The sequence below is a fragment of the Mesorhizobium sp. M0243 genome (assembly GCF_040321775.1).
GTDB lineage: Bacteria > Pseudomonadota > Alphaproteobacteria > Rhizobiales > Rhizobiaceae > Mesorhizobium.
This window is the reverse complement of sequence record NZ_JAMYSF010000009.1, coordinates 166,900-186,572: the sequence shown is the minus strand read 5'-3', so window position 1 is coordinate 186,572 and position 19,673 is coordinate 166,900. Positions and strand designations below refer to the sequence as shown.

Annotated in this window: 21 protein-coding genes; 7 read left to right on the top strand and 14 right to left on the bottom strand. The window is 61.8% G+C overall.

Annotated elements, in window-relative coordinates; genetic code table 11:
• Positions 1-3: 3 nt before the first annotated feature.
• Together NKJ11_RS15010 and NKJ11_RS15005 are read right to left on the bottom strand one after the other, a co-directional pair.
• A complete protein-coding gene (locus NKJ11_RS15010; protein ID WP_023810404.1) occupies positions 4-876 on the bottom strand; it encodes a phosphoribulokinase in 873 nt (290 codons plus the stop codon).
• A gap of 8 nt (positions 877-884) precedes the next feature.
• Entirely contained in the window at positions 885-1,931 is a 1,047-nt protein-coding gene (locus tag NKJ11_RS15005; RefSeq protein WP_023810405.1) for a class 1 fructose-bisphosphatase, read from the bottom strand.
• 124 nt (positions 1,932-2,055) lie between these two features.
• Between NKJ11_RS15005 and NKJ11_RS15000 the strand changes: the two genes are divergently transcribed.
• Together NKJ11_RS15000 and NKJ11_RS14995 are read left to right on the top strand one after the other, a co-directional pair.
• Positions 2,056-2,994, top strand: a complete 939-nt coding sequence (locus NKJ11_RS15000) for a LysR family transcriptional regulator (RefSeq protein ID WP_127319312.1) — start codon at positions 2,056-2,058, stop codon at positions 2,992-2,994.
• A 201-nt stretch (positions 2,995-3,195) separates the two neighbouring features.
• Entirely contained in the window at positions 3,196-3,396 is a 201-nt protein-coding gene (locus tag NKJ11_RS14995; protein ID WP_023810407.1) for a hypothetical protein, read from the top strand.
• 15 nt (positions 3,397-3,411) lie between these two features.
• On the opposite strand, the gene NKJ11_RS14990 is transcribed toward NKJ11_RS14995, so the two are convergent.
• The 6 genes from NKJ11_RS14990 to NKJ11_RS14965 are packed head-to-tail and all read right to left on the bottom strand — an operon-like array spanning position 3,412 to position 8,451.
• The gene (locus NKJ11_RS14990; RefSeq protein ID WP_023810408.1) at positions 3,412-4,041 is read right to left on the bottom strand and encodes a hypothetical protein; all 630 of its coding nucleotides are present in this window, start codon (positions 4,039-4,041) and stop codon (positions 3,412-3,414) included.
• Positions 4,041-4,877, bottom strand: a complete 837-nt coding sequence (locus NKJ11_RS14985; protein WP_050580490.1) for a lanthanide ABC transporter permease protein PedC — start codon at positions 4,875-4,877, stop codon at positions 4,041-4,043. Before NKJ11_RS14985 ends, NKJ11_RS14990 begins: the two co-directional genes overlap by 1 nt.
• 35 nt (positions 4,878-4,912) lie before the next feature.
• Complete coding sequence (locus NKJ11_RS14980) at positions 4,913-5,701, bottom strand: lanthanide ABC transporter ATP-binding protein PedB/LutE (RefSeq protein WP_128303321.1); 789 nt, start codon at positions 5,699-5,701, stop codon at positions 4,913-4,915.
• Between the two features lie 55 nt (positions 5,702-5,756).
• A complete protein-coding gene (locus tag NKJ11_RS14975; protein WP_023810411.1) occupies positions 5,757-6,200 on the bottom strand; it encodes a hypothetical protein in 444 nt (147 codons plus the stop codon).
• A gap of 28 nt (positions 6,201-6,228) precedes the next feature.
• A complete protein-coding gene (locus NKJ11_RS14970; protein WP_352440192.1) occupies positions 6,229-7,200 on the bottom strand; it encodes a YVTN family beta-propeller repeat protein in 972 nt (323 codons plus the stop codon).
• Positions 7,201-7,221: 21 nt separating this feature from the next.
• A complete protein-coding gene (locus NKJ11_RS14965; protein ID WP_352793676.1) occupies positions 7,222-8,451 on the bottom strand; it encodes a lanthanide ABC transporter ABC transporter substrate-binding protein PedA1 in 1,230 nt (409 codons plus the stop codon).
• Between the two features lie 250 nt (positions 8,452-8,701).
• Here NKJ11_RS14965 and NKJ11_RS14960 point away from each other — a divergent pair, with 250 nt between their 5' ends.
• From NKJ11_RS14960 to NKJ11_RS14945, 4 genes are read left to right on the top strand one after another with little or no spacing between them, the layout of a single operon-like run.
• The gene (locus tag NKJ11_RS14960; protein ID WP_023810414.1) at positions 8,702-10,531 is read left to right on the top strand and encodes a (5-formylfuran-3-yl)methyl phosphate synthase; all 1,830 of its coding nucleotides are present in this window, start codon (positions 8,702-8,704) and stop codon (positions 10,529-10,531) included.
• A gap of 3 nt (positions 10,532-10,534) precedes the next feature.
• Complete coding sequence (locus NKJ11_RS14955) at positions 10,535-11,086, top strand: flavoprotein (protein WP_023810415.1); 552 nt, start codon at positions 10,535-10,537, stop codon at positions 11,084-11,086.
• Positions 11,079-12,473, top strand: a complete 1,395-nt coding sequence (locus NKJ11_RS14950; RefSeq protein ID WP_352793674.1) for a DUF6513 domain-containing protein — start codon at positions 11,079-11,081, stop codon at positions 12,471-12,473. Before NKJ11_RS14955 ends, NKJ11_RS14950 begins: the two co-directional genes overlap by 8 nt.
• Before the next feature lie 4 nt (positions 12,474-12,477).
• A complete protein-coding gene (locus NKJ11_RS14945) occupies positions 12,478-13,068 on the top strand; it encodes a DUF447 domain-containing protein (RefSeq protein WP_127379793.1) in 591 nt (196 codons plus the stop codon).
• Positions 13,069-13,087: 19 nt separating this feature from the next.
• On the opposite strand, the gene NKJ11_RS14940 is transcribed toward NKJ11_RS14945, so the two are convergent.
• Positions 13,088-14,125, bottom strand: a complete 1,038-nt coding sequence (locus tag NKJ11_RS14940; protein WP_352793672.1) for a hydantoinase/oxoprolinase family protein — start codon at positions 14,123-14,125, stop codon at positions 13,088-13,090.
• A 33-nt stretch (positions 14,126-14,158) separates the two neighbouring features.
• On the opposite strand from NKJ11_RS14940, the gene NKJ11_RS14935 reads away from it, so the two are divergent.
• On the top strand, positions 14,159-14,869 hold the full coding sequence (locus tag NKJ11_RS14935) for a HisA/HisF-related TIM barrel protein (protein WP_128303328.1): 711 nt from the start codon (positions 14,159-14,161) through the stop codon (positions 14,867-14,869).
• Between the two features lie 137 nt (positions 14,870-15,006).
• Here NKJ11_RS14935 and fae read toward each other — a convergent pair whose 3' ends face one another.
• From fae to NKJ11_RS14910, 5 genes are all read right to left on the bottom strand, one after another.
• Positions 15,007-15,513 (bottom strand): formaldehyde-activating enzyme, encoded by a 507-nt coding sequence (gene fae, locus NKJ11_RS14930; RefSeq protein ID WP_013532036.1) that lies wholly within the window; start codon positions 15,511-15,513, stop codon positions 15,007-15,009.
• A gap of 149 nt (positions 15,514-15,662) precedes the next feature.
• Complete coding sequence (locus NKJ11_RS14925; RefSeq protein WP_352793670.1) at positions 15,663-16,523, bottom strand: triphosphoribosyl-dephospho-CoA synthase; 861 nt, start codon at positions 16,521-16,523, stop codon at positions 15,663-15,665.
• Between the two features lie 11 nt (positions 16,524-16,534).
• Positions 16,535-17,482 carry an ATP-grasp domain-containing protein gene (locus NKJ11_RS14920; protein ID WP_352793668.1) on the bottom strand — a complete coding sequence of 316 codons (948 nt, stop codon included), beginning with the start codon at positions 17,480-17,482 and terminating at the stop codon, positions 16,535-16,537.
• Between the two features lie 135 nt (positions 17,483-17,617).
• The gene (gene mch, locus NKJ11_RS14915) at positions 17,618-18,574 is read right to left on the bottom strand and encodes a methenyltetrahydromethanopterin cyclohydrolase (RefSeq protein ID WP_023810421.1); all 957 of its coding nucleotides are present in this window, start codon (positions 18,572-18,574) and stop codon (positions 17,618-17,620) included.
• Positions 18,571-19,665: an ATP-grasp domain-containing protein gene (locus NKJ11_RS14910; RefSeq protein ID WP_352793667.1), complete on the bottom strand. Its 1,095-nt coding sequence runs from the start codon at positions 19,663-19,665 to the stop codon at positions 18,571-18,573. Before NKJ11_RS14910 ends, mch begins: the two co-directional genes overlap by 4 nt.
• Positions 19,666-19,673 lie beyond the last annotated feature (8 nt).

Genomic DNA, 19,673 nt, shown 5'->3' with positions numbered 1-19,673 from the left:
TCCTCACGACACACGGCTCTTGCGTTCAGTCAATTGCAGGATGAGCGGCGTCAGGATCAGCTGCATGGCAAGATCGAGCTTGTTGCCTGGCACCACTATGGAATTTGGCCGCGACATGAACGAGTCGTGGATCATCGACAGCAGATACGGAAAATCGATGCCGCGCGGATTGGCGAAGCGGATAACCAGCATCGATTCGTCCGGCGTCGGGATCCAGCGCGCGATGAACGGGTTGGACGTGTCGACGATCGGCACGCGCTGGAAGTTGATGGCGGTCTGCGAGAATTGCGGGACAATGTAGCGGACATAGTCGGGCATCCGGCGCAGGATCACGTCCATCACCGCCTCGGTGGAATAGCCGCGTGTCGAACGGTCGCGATGGATCTTCTGGATCCATTCGAGATTGATGACCGGCACGACGCCGATCTTGAGATCCGCATGCTTGGCCAAATCGATCGTGTCGGTGACGACACAGCCGTGCAGCCCCTCGTAGAAGAGCAGGTCGCTGGGAGCGAATTCGCGCCATTCGGTAAAGGTTCCCGGTGGCGTGCCGTGCTGCTTTTCCTCTTCCTCATCATGAATGTAGGTGCGGGTCTTGCCGGTTCCGCGGCGGCCATATTCCGTGAACACCTCTTCGAGAATTCCGAGTTCGTTGGCCGCGGCATTGAAATGGGTGAAGTTCGGGTTGCCGGCCTTTTCCTCCTCGGCCACCTTTCCCTTCATCGCCGCGCGGTCGTAGCGGTGGAATGCGTCGCCTTCGATGAAAGCGGCCTCGATGTTCTCGCGCCGGAAAATCAGATCGAAGATGCGCTTAACCGAGGTCGTGCCCGCGCCCGACGACCCGGTGATGGTGATGATGGGGTGCTTGGCTGACATGGTGCTGCTCAGGCTCTGAACAGGCCGCGGCGGCTGAACAGCGGCGCACGCTCACCGATGTTGCTCGGCTCTGTGTGGTAGCGGGTGATGCGCGCGACTTCCCGCGCCGACCCGAAGATCATCGGCACGCGCTGATGCAGGCTCTCGGGTTCGATTTCCAGGATTCGGTTGATCGCATCGGTGGCGGCACCACCAGCCTGTTCTATGAGATAGGCGATCGGGTTGGCCTCGTAGACGAGGCGCAGCCGTCCCTGACCATAGCCCTTGCGCCGATCGCCGGGGTAGAGAAAGACGCCGCCGCGCATCAATATTCGGTAACAGTCTGCAACCAGAGAGGCGATCCAGCGCATGTTGAAATCCTTCTCGCGCGGTCCTTCGGTGCCCTCCAGGCAGTCGTCGACATAGAGCCGCACGGCCTCGTCCCAGTGCCGGTAGTTGGCGGCGTTGATGGCGAACTCCTGAGTGCGTTGCGGAATGATCCGGCTTTCATAGGCCTGGACGAAGGTGCCGAGCCTTGTCGAGAAGACGAAGACATGCGTGCCGCTGCCGAGCGACAGGACGAGTGCCAGCTGCGGCCCATAGATGAAGAAACCGGCGCCTAGCTGGTTCACGCCCGCCTGCAGGAAAGAGGCGGCCGGATCAGCGTCCGGCGCGCCAGTTGCGGTCAGGAGCGAGAAGATCGTTCCGATCGACACGTTGGTGTCGATGTTGGAAGAGCCGTCGAGCGGGTCGATCGCAATGGCGAGTGGCGCTTGCCTGTCGAGCAGGACCGGCTGCTCCAGTTCCTCGGAGGCGTAAAGCGCGACTGGTGCGCGGCGCATGGCGTCGAGGAAGATGTCGTCGGAGAAGACGTCGAGATCCTTCTGGACGTCGCCATCGGCATTGGCGCCACGGGTTTCCGCAAAGGCGGCGCCGAGCACCCCTTGATTGATGGTGTTGCGGACCTTGATGGCGGCCTGTGTCAACTGACGGACGGTCGTCACAACTGCCGAGCGGAATTCGTCAGGCTGGCCGAGATAGGAGTTCAGAAAAGCGTCGAGCGTTGCCGCTGGCATCGTAACCTCCCGGTCCGGCCGCATCTCCTCGGAGCGGCTGGACTGGAGGAATGGAAACAAACGTGGAGAGATAAGTAAAATTCAATAACTTTACTTAGCCAGTAAAAATAATTTAGTATGCGGCATGAGAAACCTCACGCTCAAGCATTTCAAGACCGTCCAGGCAATCATCAAGTGCGGAAAAATTGTCAGCGCAGCCAAGATGTTAGGCCTGTCTCCTCCAGCGCTGACAATCCAGTTGCGGCAAGTGGAGGAAGAATTCCAGCTGGCTCTGTTCGACCGAACGTCGGACGGCATGCGTCCCACTGCCGCAGGTCGGGCTTTCGTCGAGACAGCACAGGTTATCGAGGAGCATCTCGGTTTGCTCGAAGACAAGATGGATGCCATCAAGGGCGTACGCACCGGCAGCTTGAGGCTCGGCGTCGTTTCCACCGCCAAATATTTCGCGCCGCGGCTGATGGCTGCGTTCATGAAGGACCATCCCGACATCGACATGCGGCTTGCCATCGGAAACCGTGCCCAGACGATCGACAACCTCCGAAACCACGACATCGATATCGCGCTGATGGGGCGCCCGGCGAAAGAGGTTCCGGTGCGTGCTTCGGTCTTCGGCGATCACCCGCTGGTCATCATCGCGCCGCCCGACCATCCGTTGGTCGCGGCGCGCGATATCTCCAAGGAGCGCATCGCCGAGGAGCATTTCCTTATTCGCGAGCCCGGCTCCGGAACCCGCATCTCGTTGGAAATATTCCTGAGCGACGTGCCTGGGCGCATCGACGACCTCGGTGTCGAGATGGCCTCGAACGAAACGATCAAGCAGGCGGTGATGGCTGGTCTGGGCATCGCCTTCATCTCTGCCCACACCATCGCTGCGGAAACCGAAGCAGGCCGGCTCGTCATCCTCGACGTTGTCGGCATGCCGATCCGCCGGCAATGGTTCTCGGTGATGCGGACCGATCACGCAATCTCGCCGGCCATGGCCACGTTCAACGATTTCCTGATGCGCAAGGGCGCGATGTATCTGCCCCTTTTCGGAAAGCTGTATCCAGACAAGGCGGGATGACATTTTACGAACGCAACGGATGAAAGTCCGGTGGAGAACGCCCGCGATCGTTGGTGTTATATAAGCGATATGTTATGTTGCAGTGCGAAAGAGCGGGGGCCACGTCCTTTCACATCCGTAAGCGATCCGTATGTGCAACCCCTGCAGACTGTTCGGAAATCTCCCGGGTAGGGTTCGGGAATTCGATGGGGAAAAGGGGTAATGCTCTACACACTCGTTATGATGGTCTGCCTGACGGATGTACCGCGGACCTGCGAACAACGCGAACAAATGGTAGACGGTCTGGCGATGAATCCCGGGACTGCCTTCATGCAGGCGCAGCCGCTGGTGGCTCGGTGGATCGAGACGCATCCCGGTTATTTCGTGCAGCGCTGGCGTGTGCTGCCTGGCAGGGGGTCATGAGGCAGGCGCCAAGGTCTATTTCTTCACGACGAGCGTTTCCGAGACGGTCTTCGACAACTGGTAAAGCCGCTGCTCGATTATCGTGGGCACATCGCAGACATAAGTCAGCGACTGGACCCGTTCGGTGAAAATTCGCGTCGCGAAATTCAGCTGGTCGGTTCGCCGTTCGACTTCGTCCGGATCCGCATCGGCCTTGGCGCGCAGCGCGTCGACTTCGGATGCTTCCTTGCGCAACTGTGCCGCCATTTCGAGCTGTTTGTGCGCATAGCGGGAGATGCCGGAGATCACGTGCGAACGCTCGGCGTCCATATGGTCGAACATTCCCTGCACCAGCATCGTCATTTTTGGTGCGACCTGCTCGGCCGACAGGGAAGTCGCGAAATCCTTGATCTCTTTCTGGGCTTCGGCAATCGGCGTCCGCCGGGCCGCCACCGCCTCGACAAGCGCCGACACACGGGCATCCTTCGCCCAATCTTTCGCGGTCGCAGGAAGCTCCGGCCCATTCCAGATCTGGCCAAGCGAGAGCTGTGGCACCTTACGCTGCATGCAGGGCCAGTCGGGATCGGTGTTTGCCGCGCCGGCGCTCCCCATCGAGGCAAGCGTGGCGACCAGAACCAGAGTGTGAGCAAGCCTCATTCGCGCCATCAGGCGTTTCCTCCCATGTCCTGTTTGCGGATCACCAAACCGCGCGAAGGATCGTATGCGATGATGGCGCCGCCCAGAAACAGCAGCGTGCAGCCGGCGACGACGCCCAGCGACAGCCATTCGATCTGTCCGTAGAAGGCAAAGCGGATCAGTTCGACGGCATAGGTGAACGGGTTGCAGAGGCAGATCTTGTAGAGCAGCGGGCTCGCCTCCTGGATGCGCCACAAGGGATAGAGCGCCGGAGACGCGAAATAGCCGGGAAAGATGACGAAGTTCATGATGCCGGCGAAGTTTTCGAGCTGCTTGATCAGCGAAGACAAGAGCATGCCGAGCGCGCAAAGCATCATGCCCGACAGGAACAGTGCCGGCAGCACGTAGAGGTAGCCGAGTGGCGGCGCCTTGACGCCCCACAACCAGGCAACGATCAGGAACGCGTAGACCTGCACGATCGATACGGCCACACCGGCCAGCATCTTCGACACCAGCAGGAACCAGCGCGGAAACGGGCTGACCAGCAGGATGCGCATGTTGCCCATCTCGCGGTCGTAGACCATCGACAGCGAAGACTGCATGCCGGAAAACAGCAGGATCATGCCGCAAAGGCCCGGTGTGATATAGACCTCGTAGAGCACATAGGTCTTGTAGGGCGGGATGATCGACACGCCGAGCACCTGGCGAAAGCCGGCGGCGAAGATGAACAGCCAGACGAGCGGCCGGACCAGCGAGGAAATGAAGCGTTCGCGCTGGTGCAGGAAGCGCAGGCACTCGCGCAGGACGACGCCTTTCAGGCAAATGAGATAGTGGCGCAGGCCGAATGGCTCAGACCGCACCGGCATGATGCCGGCGACCTTTCCAGGCATCGCAGGAGCGCTCATGGCGACGTCTCCGCCATGCCCGCCGCATCGACGCGGCTGAGCTTCGAAAAGGTTTCGCGAATCGAATTTCCACCGTTCGCACGGGTCACATCCGACACCTTGCCGCTCGCGACCAGATCACCCCGCCGCAGTATGACAACATGGTCGGCGTCTTCGACTTCGTCGATCAGATGCGTGGCCCAGAGCACGCCGATGCCCTCTGCCTGGACGAGCTTGCGGATGGTGGCGAGGATGCCCGCGCGGGATTCGATGTCGAGGCCGACGGTCGCCTCGTCAAGCAGGAGCAGGGAAGGTCGGTGAAGCAGCGCCCTGGCGATTTCGATGCGTCGCATCTGACCGCCGGAGAGGCTGCGTGCCTTGTCGTGCTGGCGGCCCTGCATGTCGACCGTTTCAAGCAGCGCGGCAATGCGCTGGCGAGCTTCGCGTCCGCCAATGCCATGCAGCGAGGCGTGGTAGGAGAGATTCTGGTAGACGCTGAGGTCGAGGTCGAGCGTGCGTGCCTGGAACACGATGCCGACCCGTCTGAGTGCTTCGCCGGACGCGCGGCGAATGTCATGGCCGAAGATGCGGATCGATCCGTGACGCGTGTCGTAGAGGTGGCTTATCAGTGAGAACAGCGTTGTCTTGCCGGCCCCGTTGAGGCCGAGCAGAACGGTGAAAGTCGCCGGCGCGATCGAGAAGGAGACGTCGTTGAGCGCCCGCTTCTGGCCATAAGAATGGCTGACGGCGCCGACATCGAGCGCCGCCACCTCTTCTCCCGGACCGTTTGTCCTCATATGCTGCATGCCGGGTCGCTCCTTCAGGACGCGTTGGCTATCTGGCGCCCTGGTCGCCTTTGTCTCACTTGATCGTAATCTTGCCCTTCAGTCCCTTGTCGGCAAGGTCGGGAACCGACCAGGTATATTCGCCCGGGCGAACGGTATGGAACTGCACCTGGATCGTTCCCGCATCGTCGAATTCCAGCCAGGCTGGTCCGCCGTCCATATGCACTTCCAAATCGTTGATGACGATCTGGTCCATCCAGACATTGCGGAAGAGGTCGGTCACGAACTTGTATTCGAAACCGCCTTTGGAGGTGATCTTCCAGCGATACCCCTGGCCGGCGATCAGCTCGAAGTCCTTCTGATTGACGGCATAGGTGGAATCGGCCGAACCGATAATCAATTCCGGCAGGTTCTTGCTGGCACGCGACGGTTTTGGTGTTGCGTCGTCGGCGCTTGCTCCGATCGGAGCAAGGACAAATCCGGCGAGCGCGGCGAAGAAAAACCTGCGGCAAAGTTTCATGTCTTGACCTCCCGATGATCAATGTCTGCTATTTGGGCGAAATGACCACACCCCAGGGCTGCTGGCCCACGGTGAGCGATTGGACCGGCTCGTCGGTGGCCGTGTCGATGAAGGTGATATCGTTGGAATTGCCATTAGTGGTGATTAGCGTTTTCTGGTCGGGCGTGAAGGCCAGATGCCAGACGCGCTGGCCGACGAGGATGTATTTCTCCACCTCGTAGGTATCGGTATTGATCACCGCGACATGGTTCGCCGGGCCGAGCGCGACATAGGCTTTCTTGCCATCGGCACTGATGGCGATGCCTACCGGCTGGATGGTTTCGGCCCGCAGTCCCTGAATCGCGAACTGGATCTTCTTCACCACTTCGCGTTTGGCGTTGTCGATGACGCTGACGGTGCCGCCAACCTCGGCGCTGACCCAGACCTGCGTGCCGTCGGGCTTGAAGTCGGCGAAGCGCGGGCGCGTGTCGACCAGCACGTTGTCGGTCACCTCATGCGTGCCGGTGTCGATGAAATGCGCCATGCTGGTGGTTTCCGAAGTGTTGACCATGGTCTTGCCATCGGGGCTGACACCCATGCCTTCCGGTTCCACGCCGACCGGAATCTCGGCCAGGACCTGCTTGCTTTCGACGTCGATGGCGGTGACGAGATTATCGTCCTCATTGGCGACATAAAGCGTCTTGCCGTCCGGCGAGAGCACGAACAATTCGGGATCGGGGCCGGATGGCAGCGTACCGACGATTTCAAGCGTCGCGGTATCGATGATCTGGACCGTATCGTCATCGCTGGCGCATAGGTAGACGAACTTGCCGTCATGCGAGATGGTGATGCCGCGCGGCCTCTGGCCGACTTCGACGGTCTTCATCACCTGCATCGTCGCCGTGTCGACGACGGTCATCGTGTTGTCCTTCTCGTTGGAAACGTAGGCCGTATAGGCCGATGCGGGGCTGACTGTCAGGCCGGCCGCGAGAATGGCGAATGCGCAAGCTCGTTTCTGCACGCAAATTCCTCCCGATTGACTCTACTTGAGAGCGCATTTCGTTTCCGGCTGATCGACACCGAGCGTGTCGAGTTCGGAGACCTGGTGAAGATAGCCCTCTTGTGGCGATGTCGAGACGACGGACTTGGTATCGCCAAGCAGGATCGGCTGGCGAAGCTGGAGGTTCCATTTGCGGAAGGTCAGCTTCTGCCCCTTGAAAGCAGCAACCGAAAAATCGTCAGAGCGCATGTAGTCGCTGATCTTTTTCGCATCGTCGCCGTTGGTGCGCGTGGTGGCCTCGCCGACGGCACGCACCGCCGTCCAGGCCGACATGTCCTTGGAGAGCATCCGCCGGCTCGTCGTCTTCAGGAAGCGGCTCTGCATCTGGATGCCGCCCCACTGTTCGCTGGCGGGATGCCACGACGATGCAACCAGACCGGCCGTGCCGGCGACCAGCCGCGGCGTCCAGGTGCGATAGGGCACGTAGGTCCCGAAAACCTCGCTTTCGTCGGCGACAAGCACCACGTCATGCTCCGGGAGATCTTGCGTGAACACGGAAATCTGCTGCTGTATCTGCGTGGCGCCGGTGTCGGTGCGCCTGGCTGTGCCGGTATCCTTGAATTCCTTCTCGGCGACGATCTGGCCGCCGAAGCGGGTCGCCGCGCGGCGCAACGCATCGGCGTAAAGATGATCCTGCTCATGCGATCCATAGAGCAGCACCCAATTCGGCCACTTCTTCACCATGAGATACTGCGCCAGCGCATCGGCCAGCATGCTGCGCGTCGGCGCGATATGGAAAACGTTGATGGGGCAGTCCTCCTCGCGAAGGCTGTCGTCGGTCGCGCCGACGTTGAAGATCAGCACGCCTTTTTCGCGGGCGATGTCGGCGATCGACAGCAATTGTTTTGCTGAAAGATCGGCGACCACATAGCGGTCGCCTTTGGCGATCAGGTCCTCGAATGCCCGAACCGCGTCGCCTTCGGGTTTGATCTCGGTCACGTCCAGGCTGAATTTCTGGTTGGTGAACTTTCCCGTCGTGTTGTTGTCGCCGATTGCCACCTCGGCGCCGGCGACACCTTCGTCACGTGGCGGCAGGTCGAGCATGGAAAGCGTCAATTGCGGTGCGTAGGCCCGCAAATAACCTATTTTGATTTCAGTTGTCTTTTTTTCCGGCTTCGCCACCGTTTCCTGGCCTGTCGCGTCGGAAACGTTGACGGTCAGGGAAAAAAAGCACAAAAAGGCAGCGAGAGTGCCTGGCACCGCGCTCGTCATCGATAGTAATTACCCATTCTTGCGCAAAGGTTCGACTGTTGCCGGACCCGCGCCAAGTCAAGGTGCCCATGATCAACTTAGCCGACCCGCAAAATTTATCAAACCCTATCGGACGACTTTTCGCGCCTGCCAGAACGGTGCGGAAAGTCGCCAGCGTCGATTCGCGTGGCAACACCGACGAGACGTGGCGCAGGGGCATCGACCGCCTTTATAAAAACGTCTTGTCCTCCAAACTGGAGAAACTGTTCAAATGACCAGAATGCTGGCAAGCGTCACCGGCATCGAAGAGGCGGAGATCGCTCTTTCTGGAGGTGTCGATATCGTCGACCTGAAGGACCCGAAGGCGGGAGCCCTGGGCGCGGTGTCCACGGAAACCATGCGCCGAACCATTTCGTTCATCGCTGGTCGGGCTCCGGTCAGCGCGGTCTGCGGCGACCTGCCGATGGAGCCCGAAACGATCCGCATCAAGGCCGAAGAGATCGCGGCGACCGGCGTCGACTATGTGAAGATCGGATTTTTCCCTTCGGCAAATATCTCTGCCTGCGTAGAAGCGCTCGAACCGCTCGCTGCACGAACGAAGCTGATTGCCGTGCTGTTTGCCGATCTGGCGCCGGAGTTCGAGCTTCTGCCGATGTTCGCCAGGCATCGCTTCCATGGCGTGATGGTCGATACCGCGCAAAAGGGGAAGGGCCGGCTGCTCGATCATCTGCCGCCGGAGCGTATTCCGGGATTCGTCGATCGCACGAAATCGCTCGGTCTGATGGCAGGCCTGAGTGGATCGTTGGAAGCTCCGGATATTCCGCGCCTATTGCCTTTCGCTCCGGATTTTCTCGGCTTTCGGGGGGCGCTGTGTGGCCATTCCGGTCGCACGAGTTCGATCAGCGCCGAGGCGGTCTCGCAGATTCGAGAGTTGATCCCGACGGAATCCGGGACCGGCGGTCAATTGAGTATCGACTATCGCCTGTTGGCGGCGAGAGGCTATTCGCCGGACACCGACCCGACACTGGGCACGGACAGGACTTTTGTGCGGGATTTTGTTCTGCCGGTCCAGATCGGCGCCTACAGCTTCGAGCATGGCCATACTCAAAAAGTGCGCTTTGATGTGACCGCCGACGTGCTGCAAATCACCGACCATCCCGAGGACATGCGCCATGTATTCTCTTATGACATCATCATGGACGGCATTCGCACCATCGTCGCGCGAGGCCATATCCAGCTCAGCGAGGCTTTGGCCGAGCAGGTGGCAGCGCACGTCCTGGAGAACCAGCGGGTCGTGCGCGTTACGGTAAGGGTGGAAAAGCTCGAGCTCGGTCCTGGCGGTGTCGGCGTCGAGATCGAACGCAAGCGCCAATCGGCGGGACGCGGCGCTGCCTCCGGCACCGCTGGCCGAGAAGACCGAAGCGTTGTCTTCCGGCCGCGCCAGGAACGCCCCGAAATGCTCCGACGGGCCATCGTCAAGCTTGGCGGCAGCACGGCCCACGCGGCGGAGATGAAGAGCTGGATCGCAGCGCTGGCGGGTTCCCGGCTGCCGATCGTCATCGTGCCCGGCGGCGGGCTCTTTGCCGATCATGTGCGTGAGACGCAGACACGCATGGATTTTTCCGACACCGCCGCACATGCCATGGCGATCCTGGCCATGGAACAGTTCGGCCATGTCATCCTCGACCGGGACGAAAGGCTGACGCCGGCACGGTCGCTGGATGAGATCGGGCGAGCGTTGGAGGCGGGGAAGGTTCCGGTGTGGCTGCCGTCGTCACTGGCACTGCCGGCGCTGGATGTTCCGGCCTCCTGGGACATTACCTCCGATTCTCTGGCCGCCTGGCTTGCCGGTAAGCTTGGCGCAAACGCGCTGTTGCTTATCAAGCAGACCGGTGCATTCTTCGACAGCGATACCGCTGACAGCCTGAGGACCCGAGGCATTGTCGACCCAGGCTTTGCCGCCATGCTGCCTGACGGCGTCGATTTCCATCTCGCCGGTCCGAAGGATGCTGCCGAGGCCGGCGCGATGCTCGTGTTGGGCAAGCTGCCCGGCATCAGGATCGTGGCTTCTACAGGGTCGTCGGCAAAGAAGGCGGGATAGCCGATGGTGAAGCTGCATGTGCCGCGCTGGGCGTGGGTTTTGACGGGTTCCGGGCATTTTTTTACGGAGAGCTTCGCACTTGTTCGCCAACTCGAACATTGCGATGTCTTCGTGTCGAAGGCCGCCAACGAAGTGCTGCGCATGTACAAGCTCAAACTTGATTTCCCGGAGACGACGCGCGTGCTGCACGACAAGACCGCGAGCGCGATCCCGGTCGGCGAATTCTACCACGGTGTCTATCACACGGTCGTGGTGGCGCCGGCCACGTCCAACACGGTCGCCAAATGCGTGCATGGCATTTCCGACACGCTCGCCACCAATGTCTTTGCCCAAGCGGGAAAGTGCCGTGTGCCAGCCATCGTCTTTGCTTGCGACACCGCACCGGAACTCGAAACCCAGGCACCGCACGGGCTGGTCAAGGTCTATCCGCGCAGGATCGATCTGGAAAATACCGAGCAGTTGAAGAGTTTCGAGCGGACCCAGGTGGTCGAGTCGCTCGCTGATCTCGAAGCCTCGCTCACACGGCGACAGGCCGAACTCGCAAGCGATGGCTGAGCGGCTGGTTTTTCTTACCGGCCATCTGGCCAAGGCGCGGCTGGAACGGCTGCTGGCCGGGCTGGGCAGAACCGAATTCGCGTGGGAAATCGTCGACGTCGGCGTCAAGGTCGCCGCGCTGATGAGCGAGGACATTGTGAAGCGTCGGCTCACTCTGACAGGAGACGCCGACCGCGTCATCCTACCCGGACGCTATCGGGGAAACATCGAGCACCTGTCGGAGCATTTCGGCGTGCCTTTTGTGCGCGGCCCCGACGAGATCGCCGACCTTCCGGCCTTCCTTGGCCGGGCGGGCAAACCGCCGGATCTGACGCGTCACGATATGCGCATCTTCGCCGAGATCGTCGATGCGCCGATGCTGTCGGTCGAGGCACTGATGGCGAGGGCCTCGATGCTAGCTGCGGCCGGCGCCGATGTCATCGATCTGGGCTGCCTGCCGGAGACGCCGTTTCCATTGCTGGCGGAGGCTGTGCGAGCGCTCAAGGCACGGGGATTTATGGTCAGCGTCGATTCGGCCAGCGTGGACGAACTGACGATCGGGGCACGCGCCGGCGCGGACTATCTTCTCAGCCTCGATGAGAACACGCTGCCGTTGATCTTCGATCATAGGGCTACGGCAGTGTTGATACCTTCCACGCCTGGCGATCTGGATTCGCTCGGCCGGGCCATCGAAGCCGCGCAAAAGGCCGGTATCGCCTTCATTGCCGATCCCGTGCTCGACCCGATCCATTTCGGCTTCGCCGTTTCACTCGGGCGCTTCATCGAGGCGCGGCGCCGCTGGCCGGACGTCGAATTGCTGATGGGCACCGGCAATCTCACCGAATTGACCGACGCGGACAGTTCTGGTGTTACGGCCGTTCTAGCGGGACTCTGCTCGGAACTCCGGATCCGAAACGTGCTGGCGGTGCATGTCAGCCCACACACGGTGCGGACGATCGAGGAGCACGATATCGCCCGCCGCGTCATGTTGGCTGCTTGCACGGACGGCGCCTTGCCGCGCGGCTATCACCCAGGCCTGTTGCAGGTCCACGATCGCAAGCCTTTCACAGCCTCAACCGACGATATCGAGGCATTGGCGGTCCAGGTGCGCGATGCCAACTTCCGGATCGCGGTAGCGGAGGACGGCATCCATGTTTTCAATAGCAAAGGGCATGCAGTTGCCACGGATGCGTTCGAACTTTTTGCCGGGCTGGACGTCAACGCCGATGGCGCACACGCTTTTTACCTCGGCGCCGAACTGATGAAGGCCGAGATCGCGTGGCGCCTCGGCAAGCGTTATGTGCAGGACGAGCCGCTCGCATGGGGCGTTGCCGCGCCGGCTCCCGAACCCGACCGTACCCGTCTTGCCGAGCCGGGCAAGACGCTCCGCGCAAGGAAAGAGCGCTAGGACCATGCCCTACATTCGCGAATCGATCATCACGACGGTCAACAAGGCAGGCAACGTCCACATCGCGCCGATCGGCATCATCGCCGAGAATGACGGCTGGGTGATTGCGCCCTTCCGGCCGTCGGTCACGCTCGACAATCTCGCCGAAGTGCCGTTCGCCATCGCCAATTATACCGACGACGTGCGTGTCTTTGCCGGCTGCCTGACAGGCCGCAAGCATTGGCCAACTGTTCCGGTTGACGGGTTTCCGGTGCCGAGGCTCGAGGCCGCGCTGGCGTATTCGGGCCTCGAAGTCCAAGCGGTCGATGACAATGGCGTGCGCCCCCGCCATTTCTGCCGCGTGGTGCGGGAGGAAGCGCTTGCGCCGTTCACCGGCCTTAACCGAGCCAAGGCGGCGGTGCTTGAGCTGGCCATCCTGGTCAGCCGGCTCGGCATGCTGCCGCGCGACAAGATCGAGGCGGAAATCGCCTACCTTTCGATCGCCATCGAAAAGACAGCAGGCGACGGTGAAAAGGAAGCCTGGGGCTGGCTGATGCAGCGTGTCAGCGATCATTTGACCGCCAAAGGTTCCGGGAGCGAGGACGCGCGGGCTTAGGCCGAGCGCCGCATCCTGCTTACGACGGATATCCCGCCAAAAGCGCTACCGCGGAAGCGGGTGCCGCGCTGCTCGCTTGGCCGCGAACGGTGTCATCCGCGGGGATGATGTCGGCGAAATCGACGTAACTGCGTTCCATGCGTTGGGCCAGTCGCTTGATCTGCCAGCGACCGCTTCCGGCGCCGACGATCGGGACGTCCCGAGGCAGGGTTCCGGCAACCAGCGACGCTGCATCGTGCACTTTGCGCAGTTGCTGCTCGCTGAACCAGCGCGCGACTTCACCCCATTCCGGCGGGGTAAGGTCAGTGGCGTCGCGCCCGACCATGCGCGCCAGCCGCGCGATCGAGCCATCCACGGTCTTTTCCTTGCCGTCGGCGGGAGGGTGCCTGTCGTCGTCCTCGTCGAGCACGCCCAGAATGCGGTGAGCGTCGGCGATCGAGGCGAAATACTCGTTCATCAGCGGCGTTAGCCTGCCATGGACGGGAGCCGAGGAGGCTACGCCGAACAGGAATGTCCTGGTGAAGCCGGTATAGACCAATTCGCCGGTTAGAAGCCGTCCGGCGTCGGTGTAGCCGTCATTGGCCACGGCGCCGTTCTTGATGGCAATGATATCGGTGGTGGTGGAGCCCATGTCGACGAACAGGGCATCGCCGGCGAGTTTTGCCACCAACAAGGCTGTCGCGTGCCAATTGGCGGAAGCCACATCGGCGCCTAGCTGCGCTGCCCGCTCGACCCCGACGAAACCGGATGGTCCGGCATAGACCAGCTTTTTGTCTGTGGGGAAATGGGTGGAAATCTGACCCAGCAGAGCCGCTACGCCGACATCGCGAGACGGAAAGATGTCCGACAGTTCGCCTGTCATGGTGAATGCGTTGAGATCCGCACCCGCGTAGATCGGAGCCGTTTCGTCGAGGGCTGAAGCCAGCTTGTGCAGCCCTTGCCAGAGCGGCGTTGCGATCGTTACCGCCTCGACGATGCGACCGTCTTGTGCGCGGGTCACCTTCAGATGTGCGCCGCCAATGTCGAAACCGGCAATGATGCCCTTTCTTTTTTCCACGCTTCAAGCTTTCATGACGGGGGCAATTGGTCGGTGAAAAAAGCGTTGCGTATCATTCCGGTTCTCGACCTGAAAGACGGCGTGGTGGTTCGCGCCCAGCAGGGAAAACGCGATCGCTACAGGCCGATCGTTACGCCGCTCAGCCGAAGCCCTGATGTCGTCGCGGTCGCTGAAGGACTGCGTGGGCTTTATCCTTTTTCGACCTTCTACATCGCGGATCTGGACGCTATCGAAGGCGGTGTGCCAAACAGCGACGCACTCGCCCGGCTGAGGACGATGGCGGAGCCGCCGGAACTTTGGGTCGATGCCGGTGTGGCCGACGAAAAGACACTTTTGGCGGCGCTTGCCGAACGCTCGCTGTCTCCTGTTTTGGGCTCTGAATCGCAGCGGGACGACATGTTGCTGCGGCGTTTTCGCGATCATCCCGATCTCATCCTGTCCCTTGATTTCGTCGGCGATAGTTTTTGCGGACCGCGTTCTCTTCTCGATGAGCCCGAGCTTTGGCCGCAAAAGGTGATTGTCATGACGCTGGCCAAGGTCGGTGCGGCCGCCGGTCCCGACTTCGGGCGGTTGCAGGAGGTCAAGGCCAAGGCCGGAAATCGCGCCGTCATCGCGGCCGGCGGCGTCCGAGATGAGACCGACATCAGCGCCTTGTCCGCGATGGGTGTCGCCGCGGCGCTGGTCGCAACCTCATTGCACAACGCTACGCTCACCCCCGGCCGCCTCGCGTCACTCGGCGCCTGACAATCGTCGCTCGTCAACTCCCGAAGGGCGAGCGCCCTTCGGGAGTTGACGTTTCAAAAGCCCAGAACCTTTTTCAGCCGGCGCAACAGACCATCCGTCTCAGAAGAGGGTTTTTCCTGTGCGGGGCTGTCTCTTGTCTAGGCTGCGAACGGATGCTTGACCTTGTCGCGCTGGGCCGTTGCTTCGGCGGCGGTCGGCGTTCCTGCAACGGCGCGCTGGATAGCTTCCTTTGTCGCCTCGTAATTGTATTTCTGGATCTTGGCGTCGTCCGCCGCGTCCCAATGGATGAATACCCCGACGCAGATGAACACGTCGTCCGCTTCGTTGGCCGGAATGGTCCCGTCCGCGACGCTGTCCTGCACGGCCTTTGCCACGGCGTGCTGCGCCGGGCCGAACATCTGGACCGCCTGCTTGGCGCCCTTGATCGTGACCTTGTTGAACATCACGGTGTTGGGCTTGCATTGAAGATTGGGCGCGATCACCGCCAAAAGCGAAGTAAAGCCGTCCTTGTTGTTGGTAAGCGCGTTGCAGAATGCCGTTTCGACCGCGCTCCCCCGCGGGCCGATGAGCAGGTCGACATGCGCGACTTCGTTGCCGTCTCCCACCAGCGATTCACCGACCATAACCTTTGAGATTTTTGCCATGCCAATTTCCTCCAAGACACAATTATGGTGTCCACGGACGCTGCAACCGAGCAGGCGCTCGATGGACAGCTATCCTTGTTGGCAGCGTCCGGATTTGCCCGGACCGGTTGGCTAGATAGCCGCGGAAGCACAGCTTCCACTTTTGGAAGTCAAGCACCAACGCCGCGATTATGCAAGGTGAGGGCGAGGGTGTGGACTAAAAGAGTAGCCACGGTGAGGTCGGCCGAGGTGCCGGGGTTGATGTTGTCGGTCTTTAACCGGCGGTCGAACTCCATGAGCAGGCGAATGCGCGACGGTTCGTCGCCCTCCGCATGGAGCGCCGCCTGGACGGCAACGGCTTCCTGCCGCGCCTGATTTGCGACGTCAACGCCGTGCTTGCGCATCACATGGCTGTCGGGGAAGTCGGCGAAAAACGCCATGTAGACGAATACCGTCGGCCACATGCCGGTTTCTCCACGTGCCAACGCTCCATCCAGCGCCGCGAGCCCGACCCCGAACACGTCGCCGAAACAGCTGCCGTACTGGCGGGCGATCATGTCGCGGTCGGCGGCCTCCCGCATCGCGTCCAGCAAATGGATCTTCGGCTCCTGCCGCACATCGTTGGCGGCTTCTCCGAGGCCGCCTGGCGCGGCCGTGACGATCGCCTCGAACACCGCCTTGGTATCCTGCACGCTCAAAGCCCGAAGCAGCGAGTCGAGATTGTCCTGCAGTCTGTCACCGCCCATTTCGGCGGCGCATATCAGTGGCCCTGTCAGAAGGATGATTCCGAGATTGGTATTGGTTGCGACCGCCAGTCGTGTCGCGCGCACCGCCTCCAGCATGCGCTGTCCGACCGGCAGACGAGGATCGGTCAGCGGCCCGGAGGAAACCTCCGCACTCATCATGAATTGGGCGGCCGACATGCCGTGTCCGTCGGCGAACAGATGGACGTTGCCCGGTTTGAGGGCTTCGATCTCCATCCTGCAGGCATCCTTGTAGCTGGCCCGGAGGCGTTCACGCGATAGCGCCATCCTAGCGGCCCTCACGAATTCGCAGGCGCGGCGAAACGGTAGGGCCGCGGCGCGGCGGCCGCTTCGGCGCGGTCGGCCAGGAGTTTCAGCAAGGCATCGGCGATTGCTTCGGCGATGTTCACGGCGACCACCGATTGCAATCCCGACCAGGCGGGCATGCTGTTCACTTCGAGTATGAGCAGATTGCCGTCGTCAGCCCGCACGATGTCCACGCCGGCAAAATCCGCGCCGACCGCGGCTGACGCGGCGACAGCCAGCGAGGCCAGTTCCGCCTTGCCATGTTCGGAAACCTGTTCCGGCACGCCGCCCCTGTTGACGTTCGTGATCCAGTCGTCGCTGATGCGGCTCATCATCGCCACGGTCTCGCCGGCGCAGACAAAGACGCGAAAATCCCGGAAAGGCGGACCGGCACGCGACAAATATTGCTGAAGGTAGTAGACGCTGTTCACCTCTTCTGCGGCCGGCAGGTCCGAGAGCGCGCGGATCAGCTTTATCCCGCGGCCTTGCGCGCCGAACAATGGTTTCAGCACCAGCGGTCCCCGCGGAAGCTCTTGCGCCGCGATCTCCTCGGCGACGGCAAGTCCTTCTACGGCAAAGGTGCGTGGCGTAGGCAGGCCGGCATTTTTCAGGAGGAATGTCGTCATCGACTTGTCGACGCAGCGCTCGATCGCCTGCGCGGAATTCCACACGGGAACCGACAGTCTGCTTAACGCGTGCAGCACGCCGAGGCGCCGGGTAATCGCTTCGAACGATCCGGCGGCGATCGAACGGACGAGCACGGCGTCGGGCAGCGTGCCGCCGAAGCCAGGGATCGAAAGCCCGCTCGGGCTGCTGGTGTCGAATGCGATCGCCGCCAGCGGCACGGCTGCAACGGCGGCGCCTCGCCGACCAAGCCCTGCCGCCAGGCCGTTGGAGCCGGTGTCCACTTTGTCGCTGACGATCAGGATGCGAGGGATCATGTGGCCTCTCGGGTACGGGAATGTCGGCGGCGCGAGCGATTCCACGCCCCAATGGCCGCGTCCGCGATGGGGCTGCACGAAATGCAGTCGTCGGGCAGGCGAATGACGGACGAATCCCTTTGCACCGCCATCCTCTTAGCCGAGACTCCGTTCGAGCATCTTCAGATCACGCCGACCGGCGCGAAACGTATCGCCGGTTTCGATCGCTGTCACGATCACTTCGGCCGGGCTGAACAGCAGCGGGTCGATGGCATAGAAATCGCCCTTGAACCGCGCAAAGATCTCGGCGAAGGGTTGGCCATAGTCCCGTGAGGCGCTGCTTGGGAGTTTTTCCGCGAGTTTGCCAGCTTCTTTCGCCGATCCTTTCACGAAGAGCTGGACGCTGCCGCCATAGATGATGGCATCGTTGGTTCGGCCCATGGCGGTCAGGAAATCCGGATGGGGGGCGGGGATCGGAGCCGTTCCGATGCCATCGACAACGTTCTCCAGCGGGAATTTGAGATCGTTGATCTTGTGCAGGGCAACCTCGAGCGCGCGCGCAACGATCTGCACGCCGCCGGCAAGGCTTTGTGTCGGCGCATAGAGGAAGGTGAGCTTTTCCGTCGCCAATCCAGTTGCCTTGCCCACTTTCTCAACGATCGCGCGGGGAGGCGGTTCGGCCGTCTCCAGGATAAGCACCGCGGACGATGCGATGTCGCGATAGGAAAGTGTTTCGAACAGCGGTTCGACCCGGGCGAGCGCCCGCGCCGGCCCAGATCCCATGGCGAAATAGTCCTGGCCAGATAGATTCCAGCCCGCATATTGGCTGCCCAGGCAGGCTAGCACCGGCTGCGAAGAGCGCGCTTCGACGGTGAACGGCCATTGCTGTGACGCGCGATCCATGAACACCGAAACGCTGCCGAGACCGCCCATCGCAGCCTCAGCCATGCGCAGCCCGGCTTCGACGCTGCCGACGGTCTTGGCGCCGGCATCGATCAGGCGCTCGCCCAATGGCCCCGTGGAGACGACGATACGCAGGCGTTCGGCGTCGCCAATCATCCCGTCAACGATGCGCTGTGCATTGTCGTTCAGGAATGCCGAACCGTCTTTCATGTCCGGTCTCCTTCCCATTGGAGTTGCAATTGACTGGCTTGTCCCTTGATGAGCCGCTTGGTCGATTGGACGCTCGGACCGCGAGCGAAGACCGTGCAGACAGGGTCGCCGGCAATCAGACGGGTGCCAGCCGACTGCTGGTCCGCTGTCCATTCAGGCCAGGCGATCGACGGAAAGTGAGTGATTGGCGTCGCGGCGTAAGTCACCATCGACGCCATCGAATCGACGAAGCGCGGCAAGCGGAAGACCTCACCCGTCGCGGCGCGCAGATGCGCTTCGATCAATGGCGCTTCGACATCGTCGAAAATGTCGAGGGTGGCGCCCGGCCTCGGATTGATCTCGATGAACTTGTAGCCATCCGGCTCGCGGATGAGATCGGCGCTGCACAATCCAACCAGGCCGGCGCGCCGCGTCAGACTTGAGAGCCAACCGCCGATGAGCGCCGCCTGTCTGCGATCGAAGCGTCTCAACCGCACGGCGCCGCCGTAGCGATAGGGCGCTGTCGGGGAGGGGGACGTCCACTGTTGGCTGAAGCCCACGATGTGCGCGGTCTGCCCGTTGCCGACGAACAGGGCCGAGATGCTGCGTCCGGCAACGAAGCGCTGGAAATAGCGGCCGGCGGTCGGGCTTTCTCCGGCTGCTCGTCTGACGTGGCCGCCGTTGGCGCCGCCCGCGGTCTTGACCACCCAGTTCTCCGGATCAGGCGGCTGGTCCCATCGCAATTGCGGATGCGGGATGCCGAGTTCGGCGCAATCATCAGCCAGCAACTGCGGATCCTTGATCCTGCGGATCGCGCCGCCGCCATTGCCTGCGAGCGGAAAGTGTCGCGCGATCTTGTCCACGGTCTCAGGCATCCGCTCAAACCCAGAGCCCAGGATAATGGCGACCGGGAGGTCGTCGCCAGCCAATCGCCGAAGCGTGTCGATGATGCGCTCGCCATCGACGCCCCCCTGCAGGTCGCCTGGCAATATCGTCGCGCGTTCTGCGAGCGCGACGGTGTCCGTATCGCAAAAGAAATCGGCGACCAGCGGACGATAGCCGGCGCGACGCGCGGCGGCGGCCAGCGCCCGGCCTGAAATTGCCGCGATCAAAAGAGATC

Coding starts and splice junctions, on each gene's coding strand:
- NKJ11_RS15010 (WP_023810404.1), bottom strand. CDS start 876: ATGTCAGCCAAGCACCCCATCATCACCATCACCGGGTCGTCGGGCGCG.
- NKJ11_RS15005 (WP_023810405.1), bottom strand. CDS start 1,931: ATGCCAGCGGCAACGCTCGACGCTTTTCTGAACTCCTATCTCGGCCAG.
- NKJ11_RS15000 (WP_127319312.1), top strand. CDS start 2,056: ATGAGAAACCTCACGCTCAAGCATTTCAAGACCGTCCAGGCAATCATC.
- NKJ11_RS14995 (WP_023810407.1), top strand. CDS start 3,196: ATGCTCTACACACTCGTTATGATGGTCTGCCTGACGGATGTACCGCGG.
- NKJ11_RS14990 (WP_023810408.1), bottom strand. CDS start 4,041: ATGGCGCGAATGAGGCTTGCTCACACTCTGGTTCTGGTCGCCACGCTT.
- NKJ11_RS14985 (WP_050580490.1), bottom strand. CDS start 4,877: ATGCCGGTGCGGTCTGAGCCATTCGGCCTGCGCCACTATCTCATTTGC.
- NKJ11_RS14980 (WP_128303321.1), bottom strand. CDS start 5,701: ATGCAGCATATGAGGACAAACGGTCCGGGAGAAGAGGTGGCGGCGCTC.
- NKJ11_RS14975 (WP_023810411.1), bottom strand. CDS start 6,200: ATGAAACTTTGCCGCAGGTTTTTCTTCGCCGCGCTCGCCGGATTTGTC.
- NKJ11_RS14965 (WP_352793676.1), bottom strand. CDS start 8,451: ATGACGAGCGCGGTGCCAGGCACTCTCGCTGCCTTTTTGTGCTTTTTT.
- NKJ11_RS14960 (WP_023810414.1), top strand. CDS start 8,702: ATGACCAGAATGCTGGCAAGCGTCACCGGCATCGAAGAGGCGGAGATC.
- NKJ11_RS14955 (WP_023810415.1), top strand. CDS start 10,535: ATGGTGAAGCTGCATGTGCCGCGCTGGGCGTGGGTTTTGACGGGTTCC.
- NKJ11_RS14950 (WP_352793674.1), top strand. CDS start 11,079: ATGGCTGAGCGGCTGGTTTTTCTTACCGGCCATCTGGCCAAGGCGCGG.
- NKJ11_RS14945 (WP_127379793.1), top strand. CDS start 12,478: ATGCCCTACATTCGCGAATCGATCATCACGACGGTCAACAAGGCAGGC.
- fae (WP_013532036.1), bottom strand. CDS start 15,513: ATGGCAAAAATCTCAAAGGTTATGGTCGGTGAATCGCTGGTGGGAGAC.
- NKJ11_RS14925 (WP_352793670.1), bottom strand. CDS start 16,523: ATGGCGCTATCGCGTGAACGCCTCCGGGCCAGCTACAAGGATGCCTGC.
- NKJ11_RS14920 (WP_352793668.1), bottom strand. CDS start 17,482: ATGATCCCTCGCATCCTGATCGTCAGCGACAAAGTGGACACCGGCTCC.
- mch (WP_023810421.1), bottom strand. CDS start 18,574: ATGAAAGACGGTTCGGCATTCCTGAACGACAATGCACAGCGCATCGTT.